The organism is Frigoribacterium sp. AC394 (genome assembly GCF_979258095.1).
In genome coordinates this window covers 400494-424949 of the sequence record NZ_OZ409834.1, presented here as the reverse complement: position 1 = coordinate 424949, position 24456 = coordinate 400494, and the positions used below count along the sequence as shown (strand labels likewise).

Genomic DNA, 24456 nt, shown 5'->3' with positions numbered 1-24456 from the left:
GAGCAATAGAGATGTGAAAGGTGTTCGCATGGCTACCCGCAGCAAGGCGACCACGGCCTCAGACGAGTCCGTGACCGACGAGACGAAGGTCGCGGCCGACGTCCCCGCGAAGAAGGCGCCCGCGAAGCGCGCTCCGGCCAAGAAGGCCGCTCCCAAGGCTGCCAAGGCCGCCGACGAGACTCCGGCCGACGACGACGCCGAGTCGCAGGAGGCCCCCGCCGAGACGGACGCCGACGCGACCGACAAGGCCCCCGAGATCCTGCCCAAGGGCGCGCTCGTCATCTCTCAGGACGACGACGACGAGATGCCGGTCTACTCGACGACCATCACGGGCGCCACGGCCGACCCGGTCAAGGACTACCTGAAGCAGATCGGCAAGGTCGCCCTTCTGAACGCCGCCGAAGAGGTGGAGCTGGCGATGCGGATCGAAGCCGGTCTGTTCGCCGAAGACAAGCTGGCGGCCAGCACCGGGTTGAGCAAAGAGCTCGAGCGCGAACTCCGCTGGGTCGCACGCGACGGACAGCGGGCGAAGAGCCACCTGCTCGGCGCCAACCTCCGCCTCGTGGTCAGCCTCGCCAAGCGCTACACGGGCCGTGGGATGCAGTTCCTCGACCTGATCCAAGAGGGCAACCTCGGTCTGATCCGCGCCGTCGAGAAGTTCGACTACACCAAGGGCTTCAAGTTCTCGACCTACGCCACCTGGTGGATCCGTCAGGCCATCACCCGGGCCATGGCCGACCAGGCCCGCACCATCCGCATCCCCGTGCACATGGTCGAGGTCATCAACAAGCTCGCCCGCGTGCAGCGTCAGATGCTGCAGGATCTCGGTCGCGAACCCACGCCCGAAGAGCTCTCGCGCGAGCTCGACATGACCCCTGAGAAGGTCGTCGAGGTCCAGAAGTACGGGCGCGAGCCGATCTCGCTGCACACTCCTCTCGGTGAAGACGGCGACAGCGAGTTCGGCGACCTCATCGAAGACACGGAGGCTGTCGTCCCGGCCGACGCCGTGGGCTTCACCATGCTGCAGAAGCAGCTCGAGTCACTGCTCGACAGCCTCTCCGAGCGTGAGGCGGGCGTCATCCGGATGCGCTTCGGCCTGGGTGACGGCATGCCCAAGACGCTCGATCAGATCGGCGACACCTTCGGCGTGACGCGCGAGCGCATCCGTCAGATCGAGTCCAAGACGATGGCCAAGCTGCGCCACCCGTCCCGATCGCAGTCGCTCCGCGACTACCTCGAGTAGAGACATGAAGTACGTCGTCCCCGTCCTGGCGGGCCGGATCGTCCGCGCCCTCGCGCGCCTCCGAGGCGGGGGATCCGCCTATCCCGGGCGCACGGTCCTCGCCCTCGCTCCCGACTTCCTCACCCATGTCTCGTCGCAGTTCGAGCGCGGGGTCGTCTTCGTCCTCGGCTCGAACGGCAAGTCGACGACGACGATGATGCTGACCGAGACCCTGCGGGCTCACGGTCTCACGGTGTTCACGAACCCCACCGGCGCCAACCTGCCGCAGGGGATCGCGTCGGCGTTCCTCCGTGAGGTCACCCCGTTCGGCGACGTGAAGCACGACATCGGCGTGATCGAGGTCGACGAGGCCTTCGCCGTCGAACTGACGAAGTCCCTGAACCCCTCGACCGTGCTCATGCTGAACGTGCAGGTCGATCAGCTGTACCGCTTCTTCGAGACGGAGCGCGTCGGCACGATGATGACCGACACGGCCGCCCTGGCGACGTCGTCGGTGATCACCAACCGCGACGACCAGCACCTCGGGCCGTACACGGCTCGTCCCGGTCAGTCGGTCACGCGTTTCGGCGCCGCGCCGGCGGTCGTCGCCGCATCGCCCAACGGGCTCCAGAACGCCAACGACTTCACCAGGCGGGCCGACGACTCTCTCGACGCGCAGGCCGAGGTCCTGAGTCTCGACGGCGCGGGAGCGACCATCAGGGTCGGCGATGTCACGGTCGACGTGCAGCTGCCGGCTCGTGGACTGCACTACGCCGTCGACGCGGCGGCAGCTCTGCAGACGGCCTCCGTCGTGCTGGGCGGGCCGGTCGACGCCGTGGCCGTCTCGCGCGCCTTCGACGGCATGAAGCCGGCCTACGGTCGAGGCGAGCGGATGTCGCTCGGCACCGACGAGGCCGAGTTCATCATGTTCAAGAACGCAGCGAGTCTGCAGATGAACCTCGACGCGCTTCCGCAGGGGGTCGAGCAGGTGATGCTCGCCATCGACGAGGGCACGCCCGACATCTCGTGGATCTACGACATCGACTTCTCGCACCTCGATCACGTCGACGTGCTCGCGGGCGCCAAGGCCTGGCAGCTGGCCCTCCGGCTCGAACACGAGGGGATCCCCGTGCACGTGATCGAGGAGGACATCTCGAAGGCCATCCGCCTCATGCGCGCTCTCCCGTCGCCCGGTGATCACACCAAGCACTTCGTGACGAACTACGAGCAGATGATGCTGGCACGCCGCATCCTCGGCCACCCCGATCTGGAGAAGAGCGCGTGAGCGACGACGTTCTGAGAATCGTCCACGTCTACCCTGAAGAACTCGGGGTGAGCGGTGATCGTGGCAACGTGACGACCCTGGTCGAACGCGCACGACGCGCCGGGATCGACTCGGAGGTCACCGAGTACCGCATCGGGGACGACGTCCCCTCGGTGGCGGACGTGGTCGTGCTGGGCCACGGTCCGCTGTCGGGCGTCCGCGCGGTCAGCGTCGACGCCGTTCGGCTCCGCGACGCCTTCGAGGGCTTCGCCCGATCGGGGGTCCCGGTCGTCGCCGTCGGCGGCGGCATGGAGCTCCTCACACGAGGCGTCGTCACGGTCGAGGGCGACACCGTCGAGGGCGTCGGGTTCTTCGATGCGCTCGTCCGTCGCGGCGCACCGCGACGCACGAACTACTTCCAGGTCACCACGCAGTACGGGGGAGACGACCTCACCCTCTTCGGCTTCGAGGACCACGCCGCCCACCTCGAGCTCGGCGCCGGCTCGAGTCCGTTCGCGACCGTCGTCCACGGCGGCGGCAACGGCTCAGACGGCGCCGAGGGGGTCGTCCGGGGCGCGTCCTTCGGCACGCAGCTCAAGGGCCCCCTGCTGCCCCTGAATCCCGGTCTCACGGACAGGATGCTGCGGACGGCGCTCTCGCGTCGCGGCATCTCGTACGGTCTCACGCCGGCCCACGCGAAGCTGGATGAGTACGCGGCCGCGTCGCAACGGGTGATCGCCGACAACCTGGAACGGTCGTTCAAGGCGATGTGACCACGAAGAAGCCCGCACCCTCTCGGAGGGTGCGGGCTTCTTCGTCGAACAGGGCGCCTGGAGGCGCCGGGAGTCCGGTCAGTGCTCGGAGAGCTTGGCGCTCTCGTCGAGCCACTCGATCGCGGTCGGCTCCAGCTTGTCTTTCAGCTTCGCGCCGTGGTGGGCGCAGAAGAAGAGTTGACCGGTGGCCAGGGTCGCACGGATGTACGCCTGGGCTCCGCAGCTGTCGCAGCGGTCGGCTGCGCTCAACTGGTAGCGGGAGCCGAACTCGTCGACGGCTGTCTGGTCGGTGGCCATCTGAGTCATAGGGGTGCTCCTCCTGACGGTGGTGCTGTGGATACGTGTCCTCATCAAAACACGGCTGTGGAGAGATGGTGAGACATTCGGGGTGATTTCGCTCATCGCGTAGACGCTCGACGACGAGAGAGTGTCGGGGTCTCCGTGTCGGTGGCCCTCGTTACCATGGAACGCGACCACCGCCTCCGGAATTCCCCGCTCGTGGTCGCCCGCAACGCGTCAGGAGCACCCATTGGCCACGTCCGACTACTCGGCCCGTCATCTGTCCGTCCTCGAGGGGCTCGAGGCCGTGCGCAAGCGCCCGGGCATGTACATCGGCAGCACCGACTCCCGAGGTCTGATGCACTGCCTCTGGGAGATCATCGACAACTCGGTCGACGAGGCTCTGGGGGGTCACGGCGACTCGATCGACGTCCTGCTGCACGCCGACGACAGTGTCGAGGTCCGCGACACCGCCCGGGGCATCCCCGTCGACATCGAGCCGAAGACGGGTCTGACCGGGGTCGAGGTCGTGTTCACGAAGCTGCACGCCGGCGGCAAGTTCGGCGGCGGGTCCTACGGGTCGTCGGGCGGGCTGCACGGCGTCGGGGCCTCGGTGGTCAATGCGCTCTCCGAGCGTCTCGACGTCGAGGTCGACCGGAACGGCAAGACCTACGCCATGTCGTTCCGTCGCGGGGAGCCCGGCACCTTCGACGACTCCGGCGAGCCCACCCCCGATGCGCCGTTCACTCCGTTCGTATCGGGCAGCGTGCTGCGCGAGGTCGGCAAGGTCAAGCGAGGCGTCACAGGCACGCGCATCAGATACTGGGCCGACCGGCAGATCTTCACACGCGGCGCGACCTTCCAGCCCGACGACCTCACGGCGCGTGCCCGCCAGACGGCCTTCCTCATCCCGGGTCTCACCCTGCGCATCCGCGACGAGCGCCCCGGTTCGCTCACCGACGGCGGGTTCCCGCTCGAGAGCACCTTCCGCTTCGACGGCGGAATCAGCGAGTACGTCGAGTTCCTCGCCCCCGACGCCCCGGTCACCGACACCTGGCGCATGACGGGCACCGGCTCGTACACCGAGACCGTGCCGGTCCTCACCGACGGCGGCGCCATGGTCGCCACCGAGCTGACGCGTGAGTGCGAGGTCGACATCGCCCTCCGCTGGGGCAGCGGCTACGAGACGGTCTTCCGGAGCTTCGTGAACATCATCTCGACGCCCAAGGGCGGTTCGCATCAGGCCGGGTTCGAGGCGGGGCTGCTGAAGTTCCTCCGTCAGCAGGTCGAACAGAACGCCCGTCGGCTGAAGGTCGGCACCGACAAGATCGACAAGGACGACGTGCTGGCAGGGCTCACGGCCGTGCTCACGGTCCGCCTCCCCGAGCCGCAGTTCGAGGGTCAGACCAAGGAGATCCTCGGCACGCCGGCCGTGAGGGCCATCGTGGCCAACGTCGTCGCGCAGCAGTTCGCCGAGCGCTTCGCCTCGACGAAGCGCGACGACAAGACGCAGACGGCGCTCGTGCTCGACAAGGTCGTCGCCGAGATGAAGTCACGCATCGCGGCACGCGCCCACAAGGAGACCCAGCGACGCAAGAACGCCCTCGAGAACTCGTCGTTGCCCGCGAAACTCGTCGACTGCCGGTCGAACGACGTCGCGAACAGCGAGCTGTTCATCGTCGAGGGCGACTCCGCGCTCGGCACGGCAAAGGTCGCCCGCAACAGCGAGTTCCAGGCGCTGCTGCCGATCCGGGGCAAGATCCTGAACGTGCAGAAGGCCTCGGTCAGCGACATGCTCTCGAATCTCGAGTGCGCCTCCATCATCCAGGTGCTCGGTGCGGGCTCAGGGCGATCCTTCGATCTCTCGTCCGCCCGGTACGGCAAGGTCATCATCATGAGCGACGCCGATGTCGACGGCGCGCACATCCGCACCCTGCTGTTGACGCTGTTCTTCCGCTACATGCGACCGATGATCGAGGCCGGGCGTGTCTTCGCGGCCGTGCCGCCCCTCCATCGCGTCGTGGTCATGCACCCCGGCAGCAAGCCGAACGAGACGATCTACACGTACTCCGAGAAAGAACTGCACGGCGTCCTCGCCGGGCTGAAGCGGACGAACAAGAAGTTCCAGGACCCGATCCAGCGGTACAAGGGCCTCGGCGAGATGGATGCCGAGCAGCTGCGGACGACGACGATGGAGCGCCAGCACCGCATGCTCCGCCGAGTCAAGGTCGACGATGCAGAGAACGCCGCTCGGGTCTTCGAACTGCTGATGGGCAACGAGGTGGCTCCGCGTAAGGAGTTCATCATCGACGGAGCGGGCATCAGCCGCGACCGCATCGACGTCTGATCGAGGGGGTCACGTAGAACGCCAGGGGGCTTCCTGGCGAACTCGGGCTCGCTGCTCGCTGCTCGATGGTCGCGATCGTCGACTCCGTCGGTGACCGAGGGCGGATCGAAGAACGATGAGGGCGAGCGGACCACGCGGTCCGCTCGCCCGCCGTCACTCTGCGGGGGCCGACTGGACGGCGCCGGCCGCCGAGTCGTCACCCGCGTCCGCGCCTGCCTCCGCGCCGGTGGCGGAGTCCGCGATGTGCGCGACGGACGCCCCGATCGAGCCGATCTCCGCGGCGAGGGGCGTGCCCGACGCATCGCGTCGCGACAGCTCGGCCGGGAGCTCTCGGACTGCGCCGTCCGCACCGACGGCACGAGCGGGCGCGGGTCCGACCCAGGCGAGGGTGAGGCCGTCCTCGCCCTTGAGCAGGGCGTGCGACCGGACACCGCCGGTGGCCCTGCCCTTGCCGGGGTACTCGTCGAACGCGCTGGTCTTGCCGCGCCCCGGGTCCGTGCCGGCGATGGTGGAGGAGCTGGTCGACACCGTCACGACGACCGCCCCGTGCCCGGCGGGCACGGCGCCGAAGAACAGCACGGTCGACGACTCGGGGAGGTTGATGCCGGCCACGCCACCACCCGCCGGGCCCTGCGGACGGACGGCCGACGCCGGGAATCTCAACAGCTGCGTCGACGACGAGACGAAGACGAGCTCGTCGTCATCGCCGCCCTGCGCCACTCCGACGACCGAGTCGCCCTTCTTCAGACCGATGACCGGGAAATCGGGGCGGGAGGGGTACTGACCCGGGGCCACGCGCTTCACCACGCCTCGTGCGGTGCCGAGGGCGATGGGCCGGTCGGCCGTCAGGGAGACGAGGGCGAGCACCCGTTCGGTGCGATCGGTCAATCCGATGTAGTCGCGGACGGGCACACCCGCACCGAGCTGCACCGAGGTCGGCGGAACCGACGGGAGGTCGACCGGGGTGAAGCGGATCAGACGACCATGGGTGGTCACCGCCCCGATCTCGGTCCGACTCGTGGTGTCGATCGACGACAGGACGGCGTCGTGCTTCGTCCGACGCGGTGGGGGAGTGGGCAGCCCCGAGTCCGGGTCCTGGTGGTCGACGCGGAGGATGCGACCCGTCGTCGAGAGGAAGACCCTCGTGGGGGTGTCCGCGATCTCGAGCACGGGCGACTTCCTACTGCCTCGACCCACGGTCGCCACACTGGGCGCGGCTTCGGTCAGGAGGGTGCGGCGGGGCGTGCCGAACTGCTCGGCGATCTCGCCCAGCTCGCTCGAGACGAGGGCGCGCAGGCGGCGCTTGTCGGCGAGCAGCGCCTTGAGGTCGGCGATGGCGGCGAGCAGTTCGTCGCGCTCGGCCTCGAGCTCGATGCGGCTGAACCTCGTGAGGCGGCGCAGCTGCAGATCGAGGATGTACTCGGCCTGGATCTCGCTCAGGTCGAAGACCTCGCGCAGACGAGCCCTGGCCGCGGCGGTGTCGTCGCTGCTGCGGATGACCTGGATCACCTCGTCGATGTCGACGATGGCGACGAGCAGCCCCTCGACCAGGTGGAGGCGGTCCTCCTTCTTCGCGAGCCGGTACCGCGTGCGCCGGGTCACCACGTCGATGCGGTGGGCGACGTAGACCTCGAGCATCTCCTTCAGCCCGAGCGTGCGCGGCTGCCCCTCGACGAGGGCGACGTTGTTGATGCTGAAGCCGTCTTCGAGCGGCGTGTAGCGGTAGAGCTGCTCGAGCACGGCCTGCGGGCTGAACCCGGTCTTGATGCCGATCACGAGTCTCAGGCCGTGCTTGTGGTCGGTCAGATCGGTGACGTCCGTGATGCCGGTCAGCTTCTTTGCCTGCACGCCGTCCTTGATCTTCTCGATCACCTTCTCAGGCCCGACGAGGTACGGCAGCTCGGTGACGACGAGCCCGTTCTTCCGGGCCGTGATGCTCTCGACCGACACCTTCGCGCGGGTCTTGAAGCTCCCCCGGCCGGTGGCGTAGGCGTCACGCACACCGGCGAGCCCCGAGATGGTGCCCCCGGTCGGCAGATCGGGGCCGGGCACGAAGGCCATGAGGTCGTCGAGACTCGCGCCGGGATGGTCGATCAGATGCCGAGCCGCCCCGACGACCTCGATGAGATTGTGCGGGGCCATGTTGGTCGCCATGCCGACGGCGATGCCGCTGGCGCCGTTGACGAGCAGGTTCGGGAACGCGGCGGGCAGCACCTCGGGCTGCATCAGCTGATTGTCGTAGTTGGGGACGAAGTCGACGACGTCCTCGCCGAGCCCCTGCGTCATCGCCAGCGACGCCTCGGCGAGTCGGGCCTCGGTGTAGCGGGGGCGGCCGGCCCGTCGTCGAGCGAGCCGAAGTTGCCGTGCCCGTCGATCAGGGGCACCCGCATCGTGAAGGGCTGGGCCTGGCGCACCATGGCGTCGTAGATGGCGGTGTCGCCGTGCGGGTGCAGCTTGCCCATCACCTCGCCCACCACGCGGGCGCTCTTGACGTGCCCGCGGTCGGGACGCAGCCCCATCTCCGACATCTGGTAGAGGATCCGCCGTTGGACGGGCTTCAGCCCGTCGCGGGCGTCCGGCAGAGCCCGCGAGTAGATGACCGAGTACGCGTACTCGAGGAACGAGCCCTGCATCTCGAGCGAGACGTCGATGTCCTCGATGCGTTCGCCGTCGTCGGGAGTGGAGAGGGTGTCGGTCGTCGTCATGCACTTCTCGGGGGCAGGAGGCGCGAAGCACCTCGGATGGATGGTTCGGCTATGGCAGACTGGTGCCGATGACGTCCATCGTACCGGGGCGCCCCCCGCACGCCGTGAGCCTGGCCGACGTGCTCCCCTCTTCGGTCGCCTCGCTCTCGGGCGCGGCGAACCCGCTCGCTCTTCCCCCCGCCCGGTCCGCCGTGGTGCTCCTCGTCGACGGTCTCGGCAGCTCCTCGCTCGGAGCCCGGAAGGGCCACGCCCGCACGCTCGCCTCCGCCCCGGGCGGCAGCATCTGGTCGGGCTTCCCCACGACGACGGCCGCCGCGCTCACCACCTTCGCCACCGGGGTCCTCCCCGGCGAGCACGGGCTCGTCGGCTACTCGGTGCTCGACCGCGAACGCGATCGCGTGGTGAAGCAGCTCTCCGGCTGGGACGCCGGCATGCGGCCCGACACCTGGCAGCGCAGCAGCACGGTCTTCGAGCGAGCCGCCGCCGAGGGAGTCACGAGCTTCTCGGTCGGCCCGAAGCGCTACGCGACGTCCGGGCTGACGGAGGCCATCCTCTCCGGCACGACCTACCTGTCGGCGGAGTCCATGGCGGACCGATTCGATGCGGCTCGCGACGCCGCTCAGGCGACCCGCGCCTCCCTGGTGTATCTGTACGTCCCCGAGCTGGACATGATCGCCCATCGCGCCGGCTGGGAGTCGCCGGAGTGGACGACCGCGCTCGAGCAGGTGGACGCCGAGATCCGCCGCCTCGACGCCGGGCTCGGGCACGACACCGGGCTGCTCGTCACGGCGGACCACGGGGTGCTCGACATCGGGGAACACCGGCGCATCGTCTTCGGCGGGAGGGCCGAGCTCGTCGACGGTGTGCGGCACGTGGCGGGCGAGCCGCGCTGCCTGCAGCTGCATTTCGGCGACGAGGTGACGGACGACCGGCGGGCGGCCACACTCGCGGCCTGGCGCGCGGCGGAGGGCGACCGAGCCTGGGTGCTCACGCGCGAGGAGGCCGTCGAGGCGGGCTGGTTCGGACCGGTGGACGCCGAGGTGCTGCCCCGGATCGGCGACATCCTCGTCGCGGCTCGTCGCGGCGTCGTCTACTACGACGGGCGCGGAACCGGCGGTCTCGCCGGGTCGATGATCGGGCAGCACGGCAGCTGGTCGTCCGACGAGACGCAGGTCCCGCTCAGACGGTTCGGCGCCTACGCGCGCTGACGACTCCCGGTGGTCGGCCCGCTCACTTGTCGTCGTCGGAGCGCGCCCCGAAGACGATGTCGTCCCAGCTCGGCATCGACGCCCGGCCGCGGCCCTTCTTGCCGCTCGACGAGAGCGGCGTGACCACGGGGGGCATCGGATTGGCACGACGGGGTCGCCCCGTGCGGGCTGCACCCGGCAGGGGATGCACAGCCGCCGGCGAATCGTCGTCCCGGCCCTCCTCGACGTCGGGGCGGGCGGCGGTCGTGTCCGTCGCGCCCTCGGGCAGGCCGAAGTCGTCGAGGGGCACGTCGATGACGCGGATGGATCCCGCGGCCGGATGCTGCGGGGCGTCGTCGTCGGAGAAGCGCGCGGACTCCCGCTCGCCCCGTCGGCGACGGAGGGCCTCGAGCAGATCGGCCGTCTGATTGTGCGAGGTGGCCGGGTCGGGCGAGCGGTTCGTGGCCGCGAGCGAGGCGGCCGAGCGGGCGTCGCTCCGTTGACGCTCGGGCTCGACGACCCGGGGGGCCTCGATCTCCACGTCGGCCTCGGGGGTCGTGTCGACCATGAACGCGCCGCTGTCGAAGCGACCCGGGGTCGCTGCGGAGTCACGGTCGACGGCCCGGAGGCGCGGTGCGAGAGGGCCGACGTCCTCGCGATGCTGAGAGAGCGTGTTGGCGTCTCCGCCGGCGGGGGCGAGGAGGAGCTTCTTCGGGTCGAATCGCCAGGTCGCGTCTCGCGAGACCTCGCGGGTCACGTACGAGACGTGGACCAGCCAGCCCTGCTCGACGTCCTTGTAGCTGGTCCACGAGCGGTCCGAGGCCTCCGCCGTGTCCAGCCGGGCCTCGATCACCCCTCCGAAGGTGGACGGCCCGGAGTCGGCGTCGTCGTCGCCGGCCACCGTGACCGGGACGGCCATGGCGGTCTCGAGCACGAACGCGCGCTCGGCGAGGACGGGCCCCTCGAATCGACGGATGTAGTCGAGGTCCGCTCCGGTGACCGCTGAGGTCTGCTCGGACGAGAGGCCGGCGCGGATGTGCGCCTGGATCTCGCGAGGAGGCGCCTTGCGCTGGGCGGGGGAGCCGTCGGGCGCGGCGGCGCGCAGATGCGTGTGGAGCGAATGCGTGACCGGGAGGCGGTACTCGCTTCCGCCGTCGGTCGCCACGAGCAGCGCACCGCTCTCGACTCCGATGACCCTCAGATCCTGCATGTAGCACGCCTTTCGCCGTCGTGATTCGCCCGTAAGACTCGCATGCCGAGGGCCTCCGACCGGGGAATAGAACGGGCGTGCCGCCAGTTCTTTCGAGGCGCCCGGGAGGCCCTGCCGACCGGTTTGCTATTCGGGAACGAGTCATGCAAACTGTGCGCGCCGAATTGGGTACACGAACGTAATAGAACTGGATGGGCATGGCAACCGACTACGACGCACCTCGCAAGAACGACGACGACTCGGAGTCGATCGAGGGGCTCAAAGAGCGGGTCCCCGACAAGATGACCGGTGTCGTCGACGACGACGCCGACAACCCGGGCTCGTTCGAGCTCGCCGGTCAGGATCTCTCCGACCTCGACCTCGACGTCGTCGTCCTGCCCCCGCAGCTCGACGAGTTCACCTGCGTCGAGTGCTTCCTGGTCAAGCACCGTTCGCAGCTCGACCACGAGACCAAGCTCGGGGCTATCTGCCGGGAGTGCGCCGCCTGAGGGCGGTCAGTCGGTCGACGACCTCGTCGGGCCGACGGGTCGAGACCAGCCAGTAGGGAGCCGGGTCCGACACGTCGGTCAGTTCGATCCTGACGACCGGCTTCACCCATCCCCTGAAGAGGGTCCATGCTCGAGCATCGAGCAGGGGCCCTCTTTGTGCTGTCGCGGCGGCCCCGCGGTGGGCGGTCACCTCTCCGATCTCGTGCGCGTGGAGGCGCGCGCGACCCGCCGAGAACCCCTCCTCGTCGATGGTCAGCACGGGTGAGCCGAGGAACAGCGCCAGCACGGCCGCCACGTAGAAGACGATCGCCATGACCACGCCCACCCCGACGTTGATGGGCAGGAAGACCAGGAGCGTCGCCGGCAGCAGGAGCGCCGCGGCCAGGAAGACGGTGACCGGCGGCGACAGCCGCTCGCGGTAGTTGTGCATGGGTCCATTCGACCAGACTTCTGGACTACCCTCGACACGTGACTCAGACCCTCGACGTCCAGATCGCGGTCGACGGGGCCTTCGGCTCCGCGTTCGTTCCGCGCTATTCGCACCCCGGCGACGCCGGCGCGGACCTCCTGTCCACCGAGGCGATCACCCTCAGGGCCGGTCGCCGGGCTCTCGTCGGGACGGGGGTCCGCATCGCCCTCCCCGACGGCCACGCCGCCTTCGTCGTCCCGCGCAGCGGCCTCGCGGCCAAGCACGGCATCACGGTGGTGAACAGCCCCGGAACGGTCGACGCAGGCTACCGCGGTGAGATCAAGGTCGCTCTGCTCAACACGGATCTCGACGCCGATCACGAGATAGCGGTCGGCGACAAGATCGCCCAGCTCGTGATCGTGCCGGTCGTCCGGGCGGACTTCCTCCCGGTCGAGACCCTCCCGGAGAGCATCAGGGGCGACGGCGGCTTCGGGTCCACGGGATACGCACACGAGACAGGAACGGCATCAGCATGAGGAAGTCCAAGCGCGCGCAGCAGGCCGCCGAGGTCGCCATCGACATCGAGCAGGTCGACGGAGACGACGTCGAGATCGATGTGAGCGGTCTCGACGAGGTCGAGGTCTTCGACGACTCCAAGTCCGCACCGGCCGATCGTGCCGAAGAGGGTCCGCTCGACGAGACCGAGGCGAATCCGGTCAGGCCCTACGTCGATCTCGGCGGCGTCAAGATCGTCCCCCGCGAGGGCCTCCACCTCCGCCTCGAGGTCGAGGAGGGCAGCAAGCGGGTCGTGGCAGTCGGGCTCGACTTCGCCAAGTCCACCCTGCAGGTGCAGCCGTTCGCGGCCCCTCGCAGCGCAGGTCTCTGGAACGAGATCCGCGGTCAGATCTCCGAGCAGATCCAACGCCAAGGAGGCGCGACCACCGAGATCGACGGACCCTTCGGTCCCGAGGTGCGAGCCGAGATCCCGGTGATGGGCGGCGACGCGGGGCACACCCGGCTGGCGCGCTTCGTCGGGGTAGACGGCCCACGATGGTTCCTCCGCGGGGTCATCGCCGGCGATGCGACCGTCGACGACGACGCCGCGGCCAAGATCGAGGAGCTCTTCCGGAGCATCGTCGTGGTGCGCGGCTCGAACCCGATGGCGCCCCGCGACCTCATCCCGTTGTCGATGCCCAAGGCCGGGCCGACCGACGCACCGGGCACCACGCCCTCGCAGGTCTGAGGCCGGCATGACCGACGACGACCGGACGGAGGTCGACGCGGAGTCCCCGTCCGACGATCCCCGCGTGTCCCTCGCCGCGCAGCTGCGGGCGGCGGCGAGCAAGGCCGGCATCGGCCAGGTGGCGCCGGGGGAGGTCCCGACGGCCGGAGCACTGCTCTCGGCCATCGGAGGCGTCCGCGGGCTGGCCGAGTCGATCCTGCCTGGTCTCGGGTTCGTGGTCGTCTACACGCTGACGGGGAGCCTCGTGCCCTCCGCGCTCATCCCGGTCGGCGTCGCGGTCCTGTTCGTCGTCGCCCGGATCGTGCAACGCGGCCCCGTGGCCCAGGCGCTTGCCGGTGTGTTCGGGATCGCGATCTCGGCCGCCATCGCCCTCCTCAGCGGGCGGGCCGAGGGCAACTTCATCCCCGGTCTCGTCGTGAACGTCGTGTCCCTCCTGGCCCTGCTGGTGAGCATCGCGGTGCGGTGGCCCGTCATCGGCATCATCGTCGGGCTGCTGACGAACGAGGGGAGCGCCTGGCGAGACGACAAGGCGAAGCGCCGGGTCCTGGTTCTGACCACGTGGCTCTGGTGCGGCCTGTTCGCGGCGCGACTCGCCGTGCAGCTGCCTCTCTTCTTCGCCGGGCAGATCACCGCCCTGGCGACGATGAAGCTCGTCATGGGAGTCCCGTTGTACGCGGCGGTCCTCTGGGTCACCTGGTTGCTGGTGCGGACCGTCTACCGGGCACGTCTCGAGGCCGATGCGGCCCCGGGCAGGGTCTGAGCGGCGGGCGCTCTCGCAGCCACTCGGTGGTAGGTTTATCTTGACATCGAGATAAATCGACGACGTCGGTCATCGGACGCTCCGCGGACTTAGGCTTGCCTCGCTGGTGCGGCATCAGCCCAGCGACCATGATGACGACGGAGTCAGCAAGGGAGACGGCACGTGTCTGCAATCAACAGTTTCGGTTCGAAGGATTCACTGAGGGTCGGCGACACCGACTACGAGGTCTACCGCATCGACGCGGTCGACGGGGCCGACAAGCTCCCGTTCAGCCTCAAGGTCCTTCTCGAGAACCTGCTCCGCACCGAAGACGGTGCCAACGTCACGGGCGACCAGATCCGCGCCCTGGGTTCGTGGCAGCCCTCGGCCGAGCCCGACACCGAGATCCAGTTCTCACCCGCACGCGTGGTCATGCAGGACTTCACCGGGGTGCCCTGCATCGTCGACCTCGCGACCATGCGCGAGGCCGTGTCGGCACTCGGGGGCGATCCGACCAAGATCAACCCCCTCGCACCGGCCGAGCTCGTGATCGACCACTCGGTCATCGCCGACCTCTTCGGCAGCGAGAACGCCCTCGAGCGCAACGTCGAGATCGAGTACGAGCGCAACGGCGAGCGGTACCAGTTCCTCCGCTGGGGGCAGACGGCGTTCGACGACTTCAAGGTGGTCCCGCCCGGAACGGGCATCGTCCACCAGGTCAACATCGAGTATCTGGCGCGTGTCACCTACAGCCGCACGGTCGCCACCGCCGACGGCGGCAGCGTGTTGCAGGCCTACCCCGACACGCTCGTCGGAACCGACTCGCACACCACGATGGTCAACGGCCTCGGCGTGCTCGGCTGGGGCGTCGGCGGCATCGAGGCCGAGGCCGCGATGCTGGGTCAGCCGGTCTCGATGCTCATCCCGCGCGTCGTCGGCTTCAAGCTGAGCGGCTCGATCCCCACCGGCGTCACCGCCACGGACGTCGTCCTCACCATCACGCAGCAGCTGCGGAAGCACGGGGTCGTCGGCAAGTTCGTCGAGTTCTACGGCGAGGGGGTCGCAGAGGTGCCCCTGGCCAACCGCGCCACGATCGGCAACATGAGCCCCGAGTTCGGCTCGACCGCGGCGATCTTCCCGATCGACGACGTGACGCTCGACTACCTGCGTCTCACCGGTCGCAGCGAGGAGCAGATCGAACTCGTCGAGAAGTACGCCAAGCTGCAGGGGCTCTGGCACGACCCGTCGACCGAGCCCGTCTTCAGCGAGTACCTCGAGCTGGACCTCGCGACGGTCGTCCCGTCCATAGCCGGGCCGAAGCGCCCCCAGGACCGCATCGAGCTGACCGAGTCGAAGTCGCAGTTCGAGATCGACCTGGGCTCGTACGCGACGACCGACCACACGAGCGTCGACGCCGCCGTCGAGGGCACCTTCCCGGCCTCCGACCCGGTCGGTCTCACGGCGGAGGACGACGCGACGCAGCCGCCGACGCACATCCACACCTCGCACGCCCCCGCCAAGACCTCGAAGCCCACGCCGGTGACGCTCGAAGACGGTCGCGAGTTCACCCTCGACCACGGTGCCGTCGCGATCGCGGCCATCACGTCGTGCACGAACACGTCGAACCCCTCCGTCATGCTGGCCGCGGGTCTCCTGGCACGCAACGCCAGCCAGAAGGGCCTGAAGGCGAAGCCGTGGGTCAAGACCACCCTCGCACCCGGGTCGAAGGTCGTCACCGACTACTACGAGAAGGCCGGTCTCACGACCTACCTCGAAGACCTCGGCTTCTACACGGTGGGTTACGGCTGCACGACGTGCATCGGCAACTCCGGTCCTCTGATCGACGAGATCTCGACGGCCGTGCAGGACAACGACCTCGCCGTGACGGCGGTCCTGTCGGGCAACCGCAACTTCGAGGGGCGGATCAACCCCGACGTGAAGATGAACTACCTGGCGAGCCCCCCGCTCGTCATCGCCTACGCGCTGGCCGGGTCGATGAACTTCGACTTCGAGAACGACGCCCTCGGTACCGACGAGGCCGGCGGAGATGTCTTCCTCCGAGACATCTGGCCCGATGCCGCCGAGGTCCAGAAGACCATCGACGAGTCGATCGACACCGACATGTTCACCCACGAGTACTCCGGGGTCTTCGACGGGGACGAGCGCTGGCGTTCGCTTCCGACGCCCACCGGCGCCACGTTCGAGTGGGACGACGAGTCGACCTACGTGCGGAAGCCCCCGTACTTCGACGGCATGACGATCGAGACCACGCCGGTCACCGACATCGTCGATGCTCGCGTCCTCGCCAAGCTCGGCGACTCGGTCACGACCGATCACATCAGCCCGGCGGGCTCGATCAAGGTCGACAGCCCGGCGGGTCACTACCTCGCGGAGCACGGCGTCGACCGCAAGGACTTCAACTCCTACGGATCGCGTCGTGGCAACCACGAGGTGATGATCCGCGGCACCTTCGCCAACATCCGTCTGAAGAACCAGCTGCTCGACGGCGTCGAAGGCGGGTACACGCGCGACTTCACGCAGCCCGACGCCCCGCAGTCGTTCATCTACGACGCGAGCGCCCGCTACCAGGATGCCGGCACGCCGCTCGTCATCCTGGGCGGCAAGGAGTACGGCTCGGGTTCGTCGCGCGACTGGGCGGCGAAGGGCACGAGCCTCCTGGGCGTCAAGGCCGTCATCACCGAGAGCTTCGAGCGCATCCACCGCTCGAACCTGATCGGCATGGGTGTCGTCCCCCTGCAGTTCCCGCAAGGCGAGAGCTGGGAGTCCCTCGGGCTCGACGGCACGGAGTCGATCAGCATCTCGGGGCTCACCGAGCTCAACGAGGGCACGACGCCCAAGACCGTCCACGTCGTGGCGACACCGAGCGACCACTCACCCGAGGGCAAGTCGGTCGTCGAGTTCGACGCCGTCGTCCGGATCGACACCCCCGGTGAGGCGGACTACTACCGCAACGGCGGGATCCTGCAGTACGTGCTGCGCAGCCTGGTCTGATCCCTCACCCCGTGAGACCCCCGGTCCGCCGCCGATCCACGGCGGCCCGGGGGTCTTTTCACGCTCCGCACACCCCTCGTGCCTAGACTGGACCGATGCCCTCCGGGGCGTGGAAGGGAAGCCGGTATGAGCCTGCTCGAAACGATCAGAGGACCTCGCGACCTCGACCGCTTGACCGACGACGAGATGATCGAGCTCGCGGGCGAGATCCGCAGATTCCTCGTCGCAGAGGTCTCCAAGACCGGTGGCCATCTCGGCCCCAACCTCGGGGTCGTCGAGCTCACGCTGGCTCTGCACCGGGTCTTCCACTCGCCGCACGACGCCATCGTCTTCGACACCGGTCACCAGTCGTACGTGCACAAGCTCCTCACCGGGCGCCAGGACTTCAGCATGCTGCGCCTCCGGGGCGGTCTCGCGGGCTATCCGCAGCGCTCCGAGTCCGAGCACGACATCGTCGAGAGCTCTCACGCCTCCAGCTCGCTGTCGTGGGCCGACGGCATCTCGCGCGCCTTCCAGCTCACCGGGCAGTCCGATCGCCACGTCGTGGCCGTCGTCGGCGACGGCGCTCTGACCGGCGGAATGACGTGGGAGGCCCTCAACAACATCTCCGACGACAACGACCGTCGTCTGATCATCGTCGTGAACGACAACGGCCGCTCGTACGCGCCCACCATCGGCGGCATGGCGCGGTTCCTCAACACCGTGCGGACGAGAAGCACGTATCGCGACATGCATCGGGGCAGCCGTGCCGTCTTCGATCACCTCGGGCACCCCGGTCGGGCGTTCTACCGCGGCGTACGGGGCGGGCTGCACGGGTTCCTCAGTCGATTCACCAACAACGAGGCGCTGTACTCGAACCTCGACATCAAGTACGTCGGCCCGGTCGACGGTCACGATGAGTCGGCGATGGAGGAAGCCCTCCAGCAGGCCAAGAACTACGGCACCCCGGTGATCGTGCATGCCATCACGGAGAAGGGCCGAGGCTACGATCCCGCTCGGGCCGACGTGGCCGACCAGTTCCATGCGGTCGGGCAGATCGACCCCGAGACGGGTGAGCCGGTCGCGTCGGCGGGCGCCCCATCGTGGACGTCCGTCTTCGCCGAGGAGATCGTCTCGATCGCCGAGCGGGACGAGACGGTGGTCGGCATCACGGCGGCCATGCTCCGACCCGTGGGTCTGCATCTCCTCGCCGAGCGGTTCCCCGGCCGGGTGCTCGACGTCGGCATCGCCGAGCAGCACGCGGTCACCAGCGCCGCCGGGCTCGCGTTCGGCGGGCTGCACCCGGTGGTCGCGCTCTACGCCACCTTCGTCAACCGCGCGTTCGACCAGATCCTCATGGACGTCGGGCTGCACCAGGCCGGCGTCACGTTCGTCCTCGACCGGGCGGGTGTCACCGGTCCCGACGGGCCGAGCCATCACGGCATGTGGGATCTCGCACTGCTGCAGATCGTGCCGCACATCCGTCTGGCGGCCCCGAGAGATGCGACGCGCCTCCGCGAGGAGCTCCGCGAGGCGGTGGCCGTCACCGACGCGCCCACGGTGGTCCGCTTCTCCAAGGGCAGCGTCGGCACCGAGCACGACGCCATCGAACGACTCGACGACGGTGTCGACGTGCTGCATCGCGGTGATCGGGCCGACGTCCTGCTCGTCTGCGTCGGCCCGATGGCCTCCGTCGGTCTCGACGTCGCCGCGCGCCTCGCCGATCAGGGCATCGGCGCCACGGTCGTCGACCCGCGCTGGGTCGTCCCCGTGGCGCGTTCGGTGATCGATCTCGCGGCGGAGCATCGACTCGTTGTGACCATCGAGGACGGCGTGCGCGTGGGCGGAATCGGGACGCGCATCCGACAGGATCTCCGGCAGGCCGGGGTCGACACGGCGCTCACCGAGCTGGGTCTCCCCGACGAGTTCCTGGCGCACGGTTCACGAGCCGAGATCCTCGAGGAGGTGGGGCTCACCCCGCAGACCATCGCCCGTGACGTCGTGGCTCAGGTCCTCGGGAGCAAGATCCCCGTCGCCCGCCCGCTGACGGACGAGGCTGAGGCCGACGTCCCCGGTTCCGGGCGCCTCCGCGACTAGCGCGCGACGGCACACGGGCGTCCCCGCCACGACAGACGACGGTCCCGCTGCTCGAGAGCAGCGGGACCGTCGTCTGTGATTCGGCTCAGTCGGCCACGCCTCGGATCACCGGTGAGTGGAACGTCGTGCCCCGGACGCGCTCGGTGGCGCCGACCCGGTCGAGGTACGGCGTGAGCCCGCCCATCTGGAACGGGTAGCCCGCCCCGAGGATCAGACACAGATCGATGTCCTCGGCTGCGGAGACCACGCCGTCGTCGAGCATGCGCCCGACCTCGTCGGCCAGGCCGTCCTCGATGCGGATCCGGAGCTCGTCGGCGGACAACGCTGTGCCCTTCCCCGCCGTCAGCGCCACGGCCTTCTTGTCGAACCCCTGGCGTCGGCCCTTGGAGTCGCGGTCGAGGATCCGCCCGTGCTCCGCCAGCCGGTGGAGGGCCTCGCTGGCGTGGAACCTGTCCGGGAACGCGGCGTGATGGGTGTCGAGGACGTGGGCGCCGACGGTCAGCCCGACGAGCTCGAGCAGCTCGAACGGGGTCATCGGGAGCCCGAAGGGGTCCATCGACCGGTCGACGACCTCGAAGGGGGTGCCCGTCTCGACGGCGTGCATGGCCTCGCCGAGGACCTTCGCGAGTATGCGGTTGACGACGAACCCGGGAGTGTCCGCCGTGATGACCGCGTTCTTGCGGAGGGCCTTGGCCGTCACCATCGCGGTGCTGAGCGTCGCCTCGTCGGTCTTCGGCGTCTTGACGACCTCGATGAGCGGCATGACGGCGACCGGGTTGAAGAAGTGGAAGCCGACCAGACGCTCGGGGTGCCGGAGTTCGGCGCCGATGGCCTCGACGCTCAACGACGACGTGTTCGTCGCGAGGATCGTCGTCTCGGAGACGATCGCCTCGACGTCGGCGAAGACCTTCTGCTTGACGGAGAGCTCTTCGAAGACGGCCTCGATGACCCAGTCGCAGTCGGCGAAGTCGGTGAGGTCGGTGGTGCCGGTGACCAGCGCCTCCAACCGGTTCGACTCGTCGCTCGTGATCCGGCCCTTCGTCGCCAACTCGGCGATGTCGGCTCGGATGCGTGCGACGCCGGCGTCGACGCGCCCCTGATCGAGGTCGGTGATGACGACGGGCACGCGCAGACGTCGGACGAAGAGGAGGGCGAACTGGCTGGCCATGAGCCCGGCACCCACGACCCCGACCTTCCCGATCGCGCGGGCGACCTCGGGGGAGGGGGCCCCGGCGGGCTTCTTCGCGCGCTTCTGCACGAGGTCGAACGCGTACATGCTCGCCTGGAACTGATCGCCCGAGACGAGGTCGGCCAGCGCCTCGTCCTCCGCCGCGAAGCCGGTCGCCCGGTCGGTGTTCTTGGCGGCCTTGAGCAGGTCGAGGGCCGCGTAGGGCGAGGCCGCCACGGTGCCGATCTTCGACTGCAGCGACTTGCGGGCGATCGAGATGGCGGCATCCCATTTGACGGCCCTCTCGAGCCGCCCGGGGACGTTCGGACGCTTGACCGCGATACGCCCGGTCACCACGCCGTCGGCCCAGCGGATGCTGTCTTCGAGGAACGACGCGGGTCCGAACATCTCGTCGACGATGCCGAGCTCGAGAGCCTGCGCGGGCTTCAGGGTGCGGTTGTTCTTCAAGGGGTTCTCGACGATCACGCGGAGGGCGTTCTCGATCCCGATGAGGTTGGGCAGGAGCCACGCGCCGCCCCAGCCGGGGATCAGGCCCAGGAACACCTCGGGCAGCGCGATCGCCGCCGCCGACGAGTCGACGGTGCGGTAGTCGGCGTGCAGCGCGATCTCCACCCCGCCGCCGAGCGCCAGTCCGTTCACGAACACGAACGTGGGCACGCCCGCGTCGTGCAGCTTGCCGAGCACCGCGTGGCCCTGCCGCGCCAGCTCGAGCCCGACCTCGCGGCTCGGGATCTGCCCGACCTTGCTGAGGTCCGCCCCCGCGGCGAGGAAGTACGGCTTGCCGGTCACGGCGATGGCGGCGATCTCACCCCGGGAGGCGCGGGCGCGGAGGGTGTCGAGGGTCGCGCCGTACTCGGCCAGGGTCGCCGGCCCGAGGGTGCTCGGTCGGGTGTGGTCGCGGCCGTTGTCGAGGGTGACGAGGGCCAGCACGCCACCGGACGGCATCGGCACGTCGCGGACGTGCGAATGCGTCACGACCTCGTCGGCGGAGAGGGCTGTCAGGGTCTCGAGGGCCGTCGTCATGCGCGGGCCGCCTTTCGCGAGTAGTGCGGGTTCTCCCAGATGACGCTGCCGCCCTGACCGAGACCCACGCACATGGCCGTCAGGCCGTAGCGGACGTCGGGTCGCTGCTCGAACTGCCGCGCGAGCTGGATCATCAGACGGACTCCGCTGGAGGCCAGCGGGTGCCCCACGGCGATCGCACCGCCCCACGGGTTGACCCGCGGGTCGTCGTCGTCGATGCCGAAGTGGTCGAGGAGCGACAGCACCTGCACCGCGAAGGCCTCGTTGAGTTCGAACAGTCCGATGTCGTCGATCGACAGACCCGCCTTGCGGAGGGCCTTCTCGGTGGAGGGCACGGGTCCGATGCCCATGATCTCGGGCTCGACGCCGGCGTAGGCGAAGCTCACGAGTCGCATCTTCGGGGTGAGGTCGAGCTCGTCGGCCGCCTGCTGCGAGGCGAGGAGGCTGACGGTCGCGCCGTCGTTCAGCCCGGAGGAGTTGCCTGCGGTGACGCGGCCGTGCGGCCGGAACGGCGTGCGGAGCGCGGCGAGACCCGCGAGGGTCGTCTCGGGGCGAGGCGCCTCGTCACGGGTCGCGAGACCCCAGCCCTCGTCGGTGGCGACGGCCACGGGCACGAGGTCGGGTTGGATGTGGCCGGCGTCGTAGGCGGCGGCCAGCTTCTGCTGAGACCGCATGGCGTAGCGGTCCGACCGCTCCTTCGTCAGCTGCGGGAACCGGTCGTGGATGCGCTCAGCGGTGTTGCCCATGTTGAGGGCCTCGCCGCTGACGATCCTCTCGGCGACGAACCGCGGGTTCGGGTCGGCGTTGAAGCCCATCGGGTGGCGACCCATGTGCTCGACGCCCCCGGCGATGGCGACGTCGTAGGCGCCGAAGGCGATGCCCCCGGCGAGAGTCGTGACGCTCGTCATGGCCCCGGCGCACATCCGGTCGATCGCGAATCCGGGGACGGACTTCGGCAGACCGGCCAGGAGGGCGGTCGTGCGCCCGAGGGTCAGACCCTGGTCGCCCTGCTGGGTCGTCGCCGCGATGGCGACGTCGTCGACACGGTCGAGCGGCAGGGACGGGTTGCGTTCGAGCAGACCCCTCATCGCCTTGACGACGAGATCGTCCGCCCGGGTCTTCCAGTACATGCCTTTGTCGCCGGCCCGCCCGAACGGGGTGCGTACCCCGTCGACGAAGACGACATCTGTTCTCTCGGCCACATTGCCTCCAGTGCTCGGATCTGGTCCGATCCTAAGGACGACGCCTGTCGGGCGGAGAATCCTTCGCGGATGTCTACGAAGTCGGGCCGTCGCCGTCCTCGGGCTCTTGGTGGGCGTCGACAAAGGCCTCGGCCAGCGGTTCGGCCACGGCGTCGATCTGCCAGCGTCGGGCGCCGAGCGCCCCGAGCGCCGCCGCGACGGCGTCGGTCTCGAACGGGATGGGCGGCTCCCAGGCGAGGCGCCGCAGGTGCTCGGGGGTCAGCAGGTTCTCGACGGGCATGTCGAACGCCTCGGCGATCTCGGCGATGCGCGGGCGTGCGAACCGGTAGCGGGCGTCCGCCATCGGGTTCTTGTCGGCCCAGCTGCGGGGCGGCGGCAGCGTCTCCGCCGCGGGACCGCGGGTCGAGGGCAGGTCGGTCGTCGACAGGCCCCGTTCGATGGCGCCCCACCATCGGTCGAGCTCGCTCCGGCTGGCGCGTCCGACGAACTCCCGGAGACCCGCCAGAGCGCGCTTGTCGGCGGGCATCGCCTTGGTCGCCGAAACCAGGGACGAATCGGGCACGAGTCGACCGGGTGCGGTGTCGATCTGCCGCGCGTACTCGTCGCGGGCCAGCCACAGCTCACGGGCGACGGCCAGGCCGCGCGTGCCGCGGACGGTGTGCAGCCCGGTGAGTCGACGCCAGGGGTCCACCTTCGGCGGCTTCGCCTCGCGCGCGACCGTGGCGGCGAACTCCTCACGCGCGATCTCGAGTTTGCCGGCGTCGACGAGCCGCGCCTCCATGGCGTCCCGCAGGTCGACGAGCAGCTCGACGTCGAGTGCGGCGTAGACGAGCCAGCTCTGCGGAAGCGGGCGCGTCGACCAGTCGGCGGCGGAGTGCTCCTTGGCCAGGTGGACGCCCAGCAGCTGCTCGACCACGGCGCCGAGCCCCACCTTAGGCAGCCCCGCGATCCGGGCCCCGAGCTCGGTGTCGAAGACGGTCGCGGGGTCGAGTCCCACCTCGCGGAGGCAGGCCAGGTCCTGGCTCGCGGCGTGCAGCACCCACTCCTCCTGTCCGATGACCTCCTGCAGCTCGGCGAACGAGCCGATCGCGGGCGGGTCGAACAGGAAGACCCCTGCGCCGCGACGGAAGACCTGGATGAGATAGGCCCGCTGCGAGTACCGGAAGCCGGAGGCGCGCTCGGCATCGATCGACACCGGCCCGGTGCCGGAGCGGATGGCCTCGACGGCCGCGAGGTAGCCCGGCCGGTCGGCGATGACGTCGACCCTGCCGTGGAGGTCGTCGGCGGTCGTCAGCACGCTCGGCGACACGGAGACCGCGGGCTGATCGCGCACGGACGGATCGCCGGCGCTGCCGACGACGCCGGCGTCGACGCTGCGGGGTTCGGATGCGGCGGGGTTCATGGTCGTGTCCTTCTGGTTCAGTCCCGACCGACACGCCGCGACGCGAGGAGGGTGACGCCCTCGACGGTCGGGGGGAGGCCCGCGAGCGTGCAGATCAGTTCGCCCCAGGCCTCGATGTGGGGGCCGAGGTCGGTGCTGGTGGGGCTCCACGAGGCGCGCAGCTCGAGCAGGGCGCCGTCGCCGTGACGGGCCAGCTCGCCGTAGCCGGTCGAGAGCAGCTTCGTGGCGGTGCCCGAGGCCAAATCGTAGGCGGCGCCGCGGGCGTCGAGCGAGTCGACCAGCCACGACCAGGCGACGTCGGCGACGAAGGGGTCGAGGGCGAGGTCGGTCTCGAGGGGAGCCTGGGCGAAGCAGACGACCCGGAAGGGTCCGCCCCAGGCCTCCGGCTCCGACGCGTCGTGGAGGAGTGTGAAGCGTCCGGTGCCGAGGCCGGAGTCGGCTCTGCCGTTCGCCCCGACGACGTCGCCGGCGAGAGCCAGCGAGTTCGGGGCGATGCCGCCGGGTGCGGGGATCTCGGTCACGGCGAGGTCGTCGCGCGCGGCGGCTCGACGTACCGCGTCGACGGCGTCGAGGAACGCGGGCGCAGGCGACGGCGTCGAGGGATTGTCGGACACGTCTGCAGACTAGGCTCCGAGCAGACCGTCAGGCAGACGGCACGCCGCGTCGGCCTGCACGACGGGCGTCGG

General features: G+C 69.5%; 18 protein-coding genes and 1 pseudogene. 11 read left to right on the top strand and 8 right to left on the bottom strand.

The genetic code is table 11. The features are described from left to right. Nucleotides 1–28 precede the first annotated feature (28 nt). Genes ACZZY9_RS01905 through ACZZY9_RS01895 form a run of 3 tightly spaced genes read left to right on the top strand, consistent with a single transcriptional unit; the run spans nucleotide 29 to nucleotide 3259 of the window. Nucleotides 29–1243, top strand: coding sequence for an RNA polymerase sigma factor (locus tag ACZZY9_RS01905; RefSeq protein WP_463462771.1), 1215 nt, complete (start codon nucleotides 29–31; stop codon nucleotides 1241–1243). A 4-nt stretch (nucleotides 1244–1247) separates the two neighbouring features. Then, nucleotides 1248–2507 (top strand): MurT ligase domain-containing protein, encoded by a 1260-nt coding sequence (locus tag ACZZY9_RS01900; RefSeq protein WP_463462770.1) that lies wholly within the window; start codon nucleotides 1248–1250, stop codon nucleotides 2505–2507. Next, nucleotides 2504–3259: a type 1 glutamine amidotransferase gene (locus ACZZY9_RS01895; RefSeq protein WP_463462769.1), complete on the top strand. Its 756-nt coding sequence runs from the start codon at nucleotides 2504–2506 to the stop codon at nucleotides 3257–3259. The genes ACZZY9_RS01900 and ACZZY9_RS01895 overlap by 4 nt, the downstream gene beginning before the upstream one ends. Nucleotides 3260–3337: 78 nt before the next feature. Here ACZZY9_RS01895 and ACZZY9_RS01890 read toward each other — a convergent pair whose 3' ends face one another. Then, nucleotides 3338–3565, bottom strand: coding sequence for a DUF7455 domain-containing protein (locus tag ACZZY9_RS01890; protein ID WP_192060265.1), 228 nt, complete (start codon nucleotides 3563–3565; stop codon nucleotides 3338–3340). Nucleotides 3566–3788: 223 nt separating this feature from the next. Between ACZZY9_RS01890 and ACZZY9_RS01885 the strand changes: the two genes are divergently transcribed. Then, the gene (locus ACZZY9_RS01885; RefSeq protein WP_463462768.1) at nucleotides 3789–5885 is read left to right on the top strand and encodes a DNA gyrase/topoisomerase IV subunit B; all 2097 of its coding nucleotides are present in this window, start codon (nucleotides 3789–3791) and stop codon (nucleotides 5883–5885) included. 153 nt (nucleotides 5886–6038) lie between these two features. Here the strand turns inward: ACZZY9_RS01885 and ACZZY9_RS01880 are convergent. Then, a pseudogene (locus tag ACZZY9_RS01880) lies at nucleotides 6039–8590 on the bottom strand (DNA gyrase/topoisomerase IV subunit A). Between the two features lie 68 nt (nucleotides 8591–8658). Between ACZZY9_RS01880 and ACZZY9_RS01875 the strand changes: the two are divergent. Next, nucleotides 8659–9798: an alkaline phosphatase family protein gene (locus tag ACZZY9_RS01875; RefSeq protein WP_463462767.1), complete on the top strand. Its 1140-nt coding sequence runs from the start codon at nucleotides 8659–8661 to the stop codon at nucleotides 9796–9798. A gap of 22 nt (nucleotides 9799–9820) precedes the next feature. Here ACZZY9_RS01875 and sepH read toward each other — a convergent pair whose 3' ends face one another. Further along, nucleotides 9821–10987 (bottom strand): septation protein SepH, encoded by a 1167-nt coding sequence (gene sepH, locus ACZZY9_RS01870; RefSeq protein ID WP_463462766.1) that lies wholly within the window; start codon nucleotides 10985–10987, stop codon nucleotides 9821–9823. A gap of 197 nt (nucleotides 10988–11184) precedes the next feature. Between sepH and ACZZY9_RS01865 the strand changes: the two genes are divergently transcribed. Then, entirely contained in the window at nucleotides 11185–11475 is a 291-nt protein-coding gene (locus tag ACZZY9_RS01865) for a DUF4193 domain-containing protein (protein ID WP_192060270.1), read from the top strand. Here the strand turns inward: ACZZY9_RS01865 and ACZZY9_RS01860 are convergent. Then, nucleotides 11450–11905, bottom strand: coding sequence for a DUF3093 domain-containing protein (locus ACZZY9_RS01860; protein WP_463462765.1), 456 nt, complete (start codon nucleotides 11903–11905; stop codon nucleotides 11450–11452). The two genes, ACZZY9_RS01865 and ACZZY9_RS01860, sit on opposite strands and share 26 nt — an antisense overlap. A 38-nt stretch (nucleotides 11906–11943) precedes the next feature. On the opposite strand from ACZZY9_RS01860, the gene dut reads away from it, so the two are divergent. The 5 genes from dut (at nucleotide 11944) to dxs (ending at nucleotide 18954) form a co-directional block, all read left to right on the top strand. Beyond that, nucleotides 11944–12420: a dUTP diphosphatase gene (gene dut, locus ACZZY9_RS01855; RefSeq protein WP_463462764.1), complete on the top strand. Its 477-nt coding sequence runs from the start codon at nucleotides 11944–11946 to the stop codon at nucleotides 12418–12420. Next, the gene (locus tag ACZZY9_RS01850) at nucleotides 12417–13127 is read left to right on the top strand and encodes a DUF3710 domain-containing protein (RefSeq protein WP_320478948.1); all 711 of its coding nucleotides are present in this window, start codon (nucleotides 12417–12419) and stop codon (nucleotides 13125–13127) included. Before dut ends, ACZZY9_RS01850 begins: the two co-directional genes overlap by 4 nt. A gap of 7 nt (nucleotides 13128–13134) precedes the next feature. Continuing rightward, a complete protein-coding gene (locus ACZZY9_RS01845) occupies nucleotides 13135–13887 on the top strand; it encodes a DUF3159 domain-containing protein (RefSeq protein ID WP_463462763.1) in 753 nt (250 codons plus the stop codon). 162 nt (nucleotides 13888–14049) lie between these two features. Continuing rightward, nucleotides 14050–16878, top strand: a complete 2829-nt coding sequence (acnA, locus tag ACZZY9_RS01840) for an aconitate hydratase AcnA (RefSeq protein WP_463462762.1) — start codon at nucleotides 14050–14052, stop codon at nucleotides 16876–16878. Nucleotides 16879–17004: 126 nt separating this feature from the next. Further along, complete coding sequence (dxs, locus tag ACZZY9_RS01835) at nucleotides 17005–18954, top strand: 1-deoxy-D-xylulose-5-phosphate synthase (protein ID WP_463462761.1); 1950 nt, start codon at nucleotides 17005–17007, stop codon at nucleotides 18952–18954. 85 nt (nucleotides 18955–19039) lie between these two features. On the opposite strand, the gene ACZZY9_RS01830 is transcribed toward dxs, so the two are convergent. The 4 genes from ACZZY9_RS01830 to ACZZY9_RS01815 all read right to left on the bottom strand — a co-directional run bounded on the left by ACZZY9_RS01830 (nucleotide 19040) and on the right by ACZZY9_RS01815 (nucleotide 24384). Further along, nucleotides 19040–21166 (bottom strand): 3-hydroxyacyl-CoA dehydrogenase NAD-binding domain-containing protein, encoded by a 2127-nt coding sequence (locus ACZZY9_RS01830; RefSeq protein WP_463462760.1) that lies wholly within the window; start codon nucleotides 21164–21166, stop codon nucleotides 19040–19042. Next, the gene (locus ACZZY9_RS01825) at nucleotides 21163–22368 is read right to left on the bottom strand and encodes a thiolase family protein (RefSeq protein WP_463462759.1); all 1206 of its coding nucleotides are present in this window, start codon (nucleotides 22366–22368) and stop codon (nucleotides 21163–21165) included. Before ACZZY9_RS01825 ends, ACZZY9_RS01830 begins: the two co-directional genes overlap by 4 nt. Before the next feature lie 73 nt (nucleotides 22369–22441). Next, a complete protein-coding gene (locus ACZZY9_RS01820) occupies nucleotides 22442–23770 on the bottom strand; it encodes an HRDC domain-containing protein (RefSeq protein WP_463462758.1) in 1329 nt (442 codons plus the stop codon). A 17-nt stretch (nucleotides 23771–23787) separates the two neighbouring features. After that, the gene (locus ACZZY9_RS01815; RefSeq protein ID WP_463462757.1) at nucleotides 23788–24384 is read right to left on the bottom strand and encodes a DUF3000 family protein; all 597 of its coding nucleotides are present in this window, start codon (nucleotides 24382–24384) and stop codon (nucleotides 23788–23790) included. Nucleotides 24385–24456: the final 72 nt, after the last annotated feature.

What these genes read in the sequence shown, in the direction of transcription:
- ACZZY9_RS01905 (WP_463462771.1), top strand. Translation starts at nt 29, where the DNA reads ATGGCTACCCGCAGCAAGGCGACCACGGCCTCAGACGAGTCCGTGACC.
- ACZZY9_RS01900 (WP_463462770.1), top strand. Translation starts at nt 1,248, where the DNA reads ATGAAGTACGTCGTCCCCGTCCTGGCGGGCCGGATCGTCCGCGCCCTC.
- ACZZY9_RS01890 (WP_192060265.1), bottom strand. Translation starts at nt 3,565, where the DNA reads ATGACTCAGATGGCCACCGACCAGACAGCCGTCGACGAGTTCGGCTCC.
- ACZZY9_RS01875 (WP_463462767.1), top strand. Translation starts at nt 8,659, where the DNA reads ATGACGTCCATCGTACCGGGGCGCCCCCCGCACGCCGTGAGCCTGGCC.
- sepH (WP_463462766.1), bottom strand. Translation starts at nt 10,987, where the DNA reads ATGCAGGATCTGAGGGTCATCGGAGTCGAGAGCGGTGCGCTGCTCGTG.
- ACZZY9_RS01865 (WP_192060270.1), top strand. Translation starts at nt 11,185, where the DNA reads ATGGCAACCGACTACGACGCACCTCGCAAGAACGACGACGACTCGGAG.
- ACZZY9_RS01860 (WP_463462765.1), bottom strand. Translation starts at nt 11,905, where the DNA reads ATGCACAACTACCGCGAGCGGCTGTCGCCGCCGGTCACCGTCTTCCTG.
- ACZZY9_RS01850 (WP_320478948.1), top strand. Translation starts at nt 12,417, where the DNA reads ATGAGGAAGTCCAAGCGCGCGCAGCAGGCCGCCGAGGTCGCCATCGAC.
- ACZZY9_RS01845 (WP_463462763.1), top strand. Translation starts at nt 13,135, where the DNA reads ATGACCGACGACGACCGGACGGAGGTCGACGCGGAGTCCCCGTCCGAC.
- dxs (WP_463462761.1), top strand. Translation starts at nt 17,005, where the DNA reads ATGAGCCTGCTCGAAACGATCAGAGGACCTCGCGACCTCGACCGCTTG.
- ACZZY9_RS01830 (WP_463462760.1), bottom strand. Translation starts at nt 21,166, where the DNA reads ATGACGACGGCCCTCGAGACCCTGACAGCCCTCTCCGCCGACGAGGTC.
- ACZZY9_RS01820 (WP_463462758.1), bottom strand. Translation starts at nt 23,770, where the DNA reads ATGAACCCCGCCGCATCCGAACCCCGCAGCGTCGACGCCGGCGTCGTC.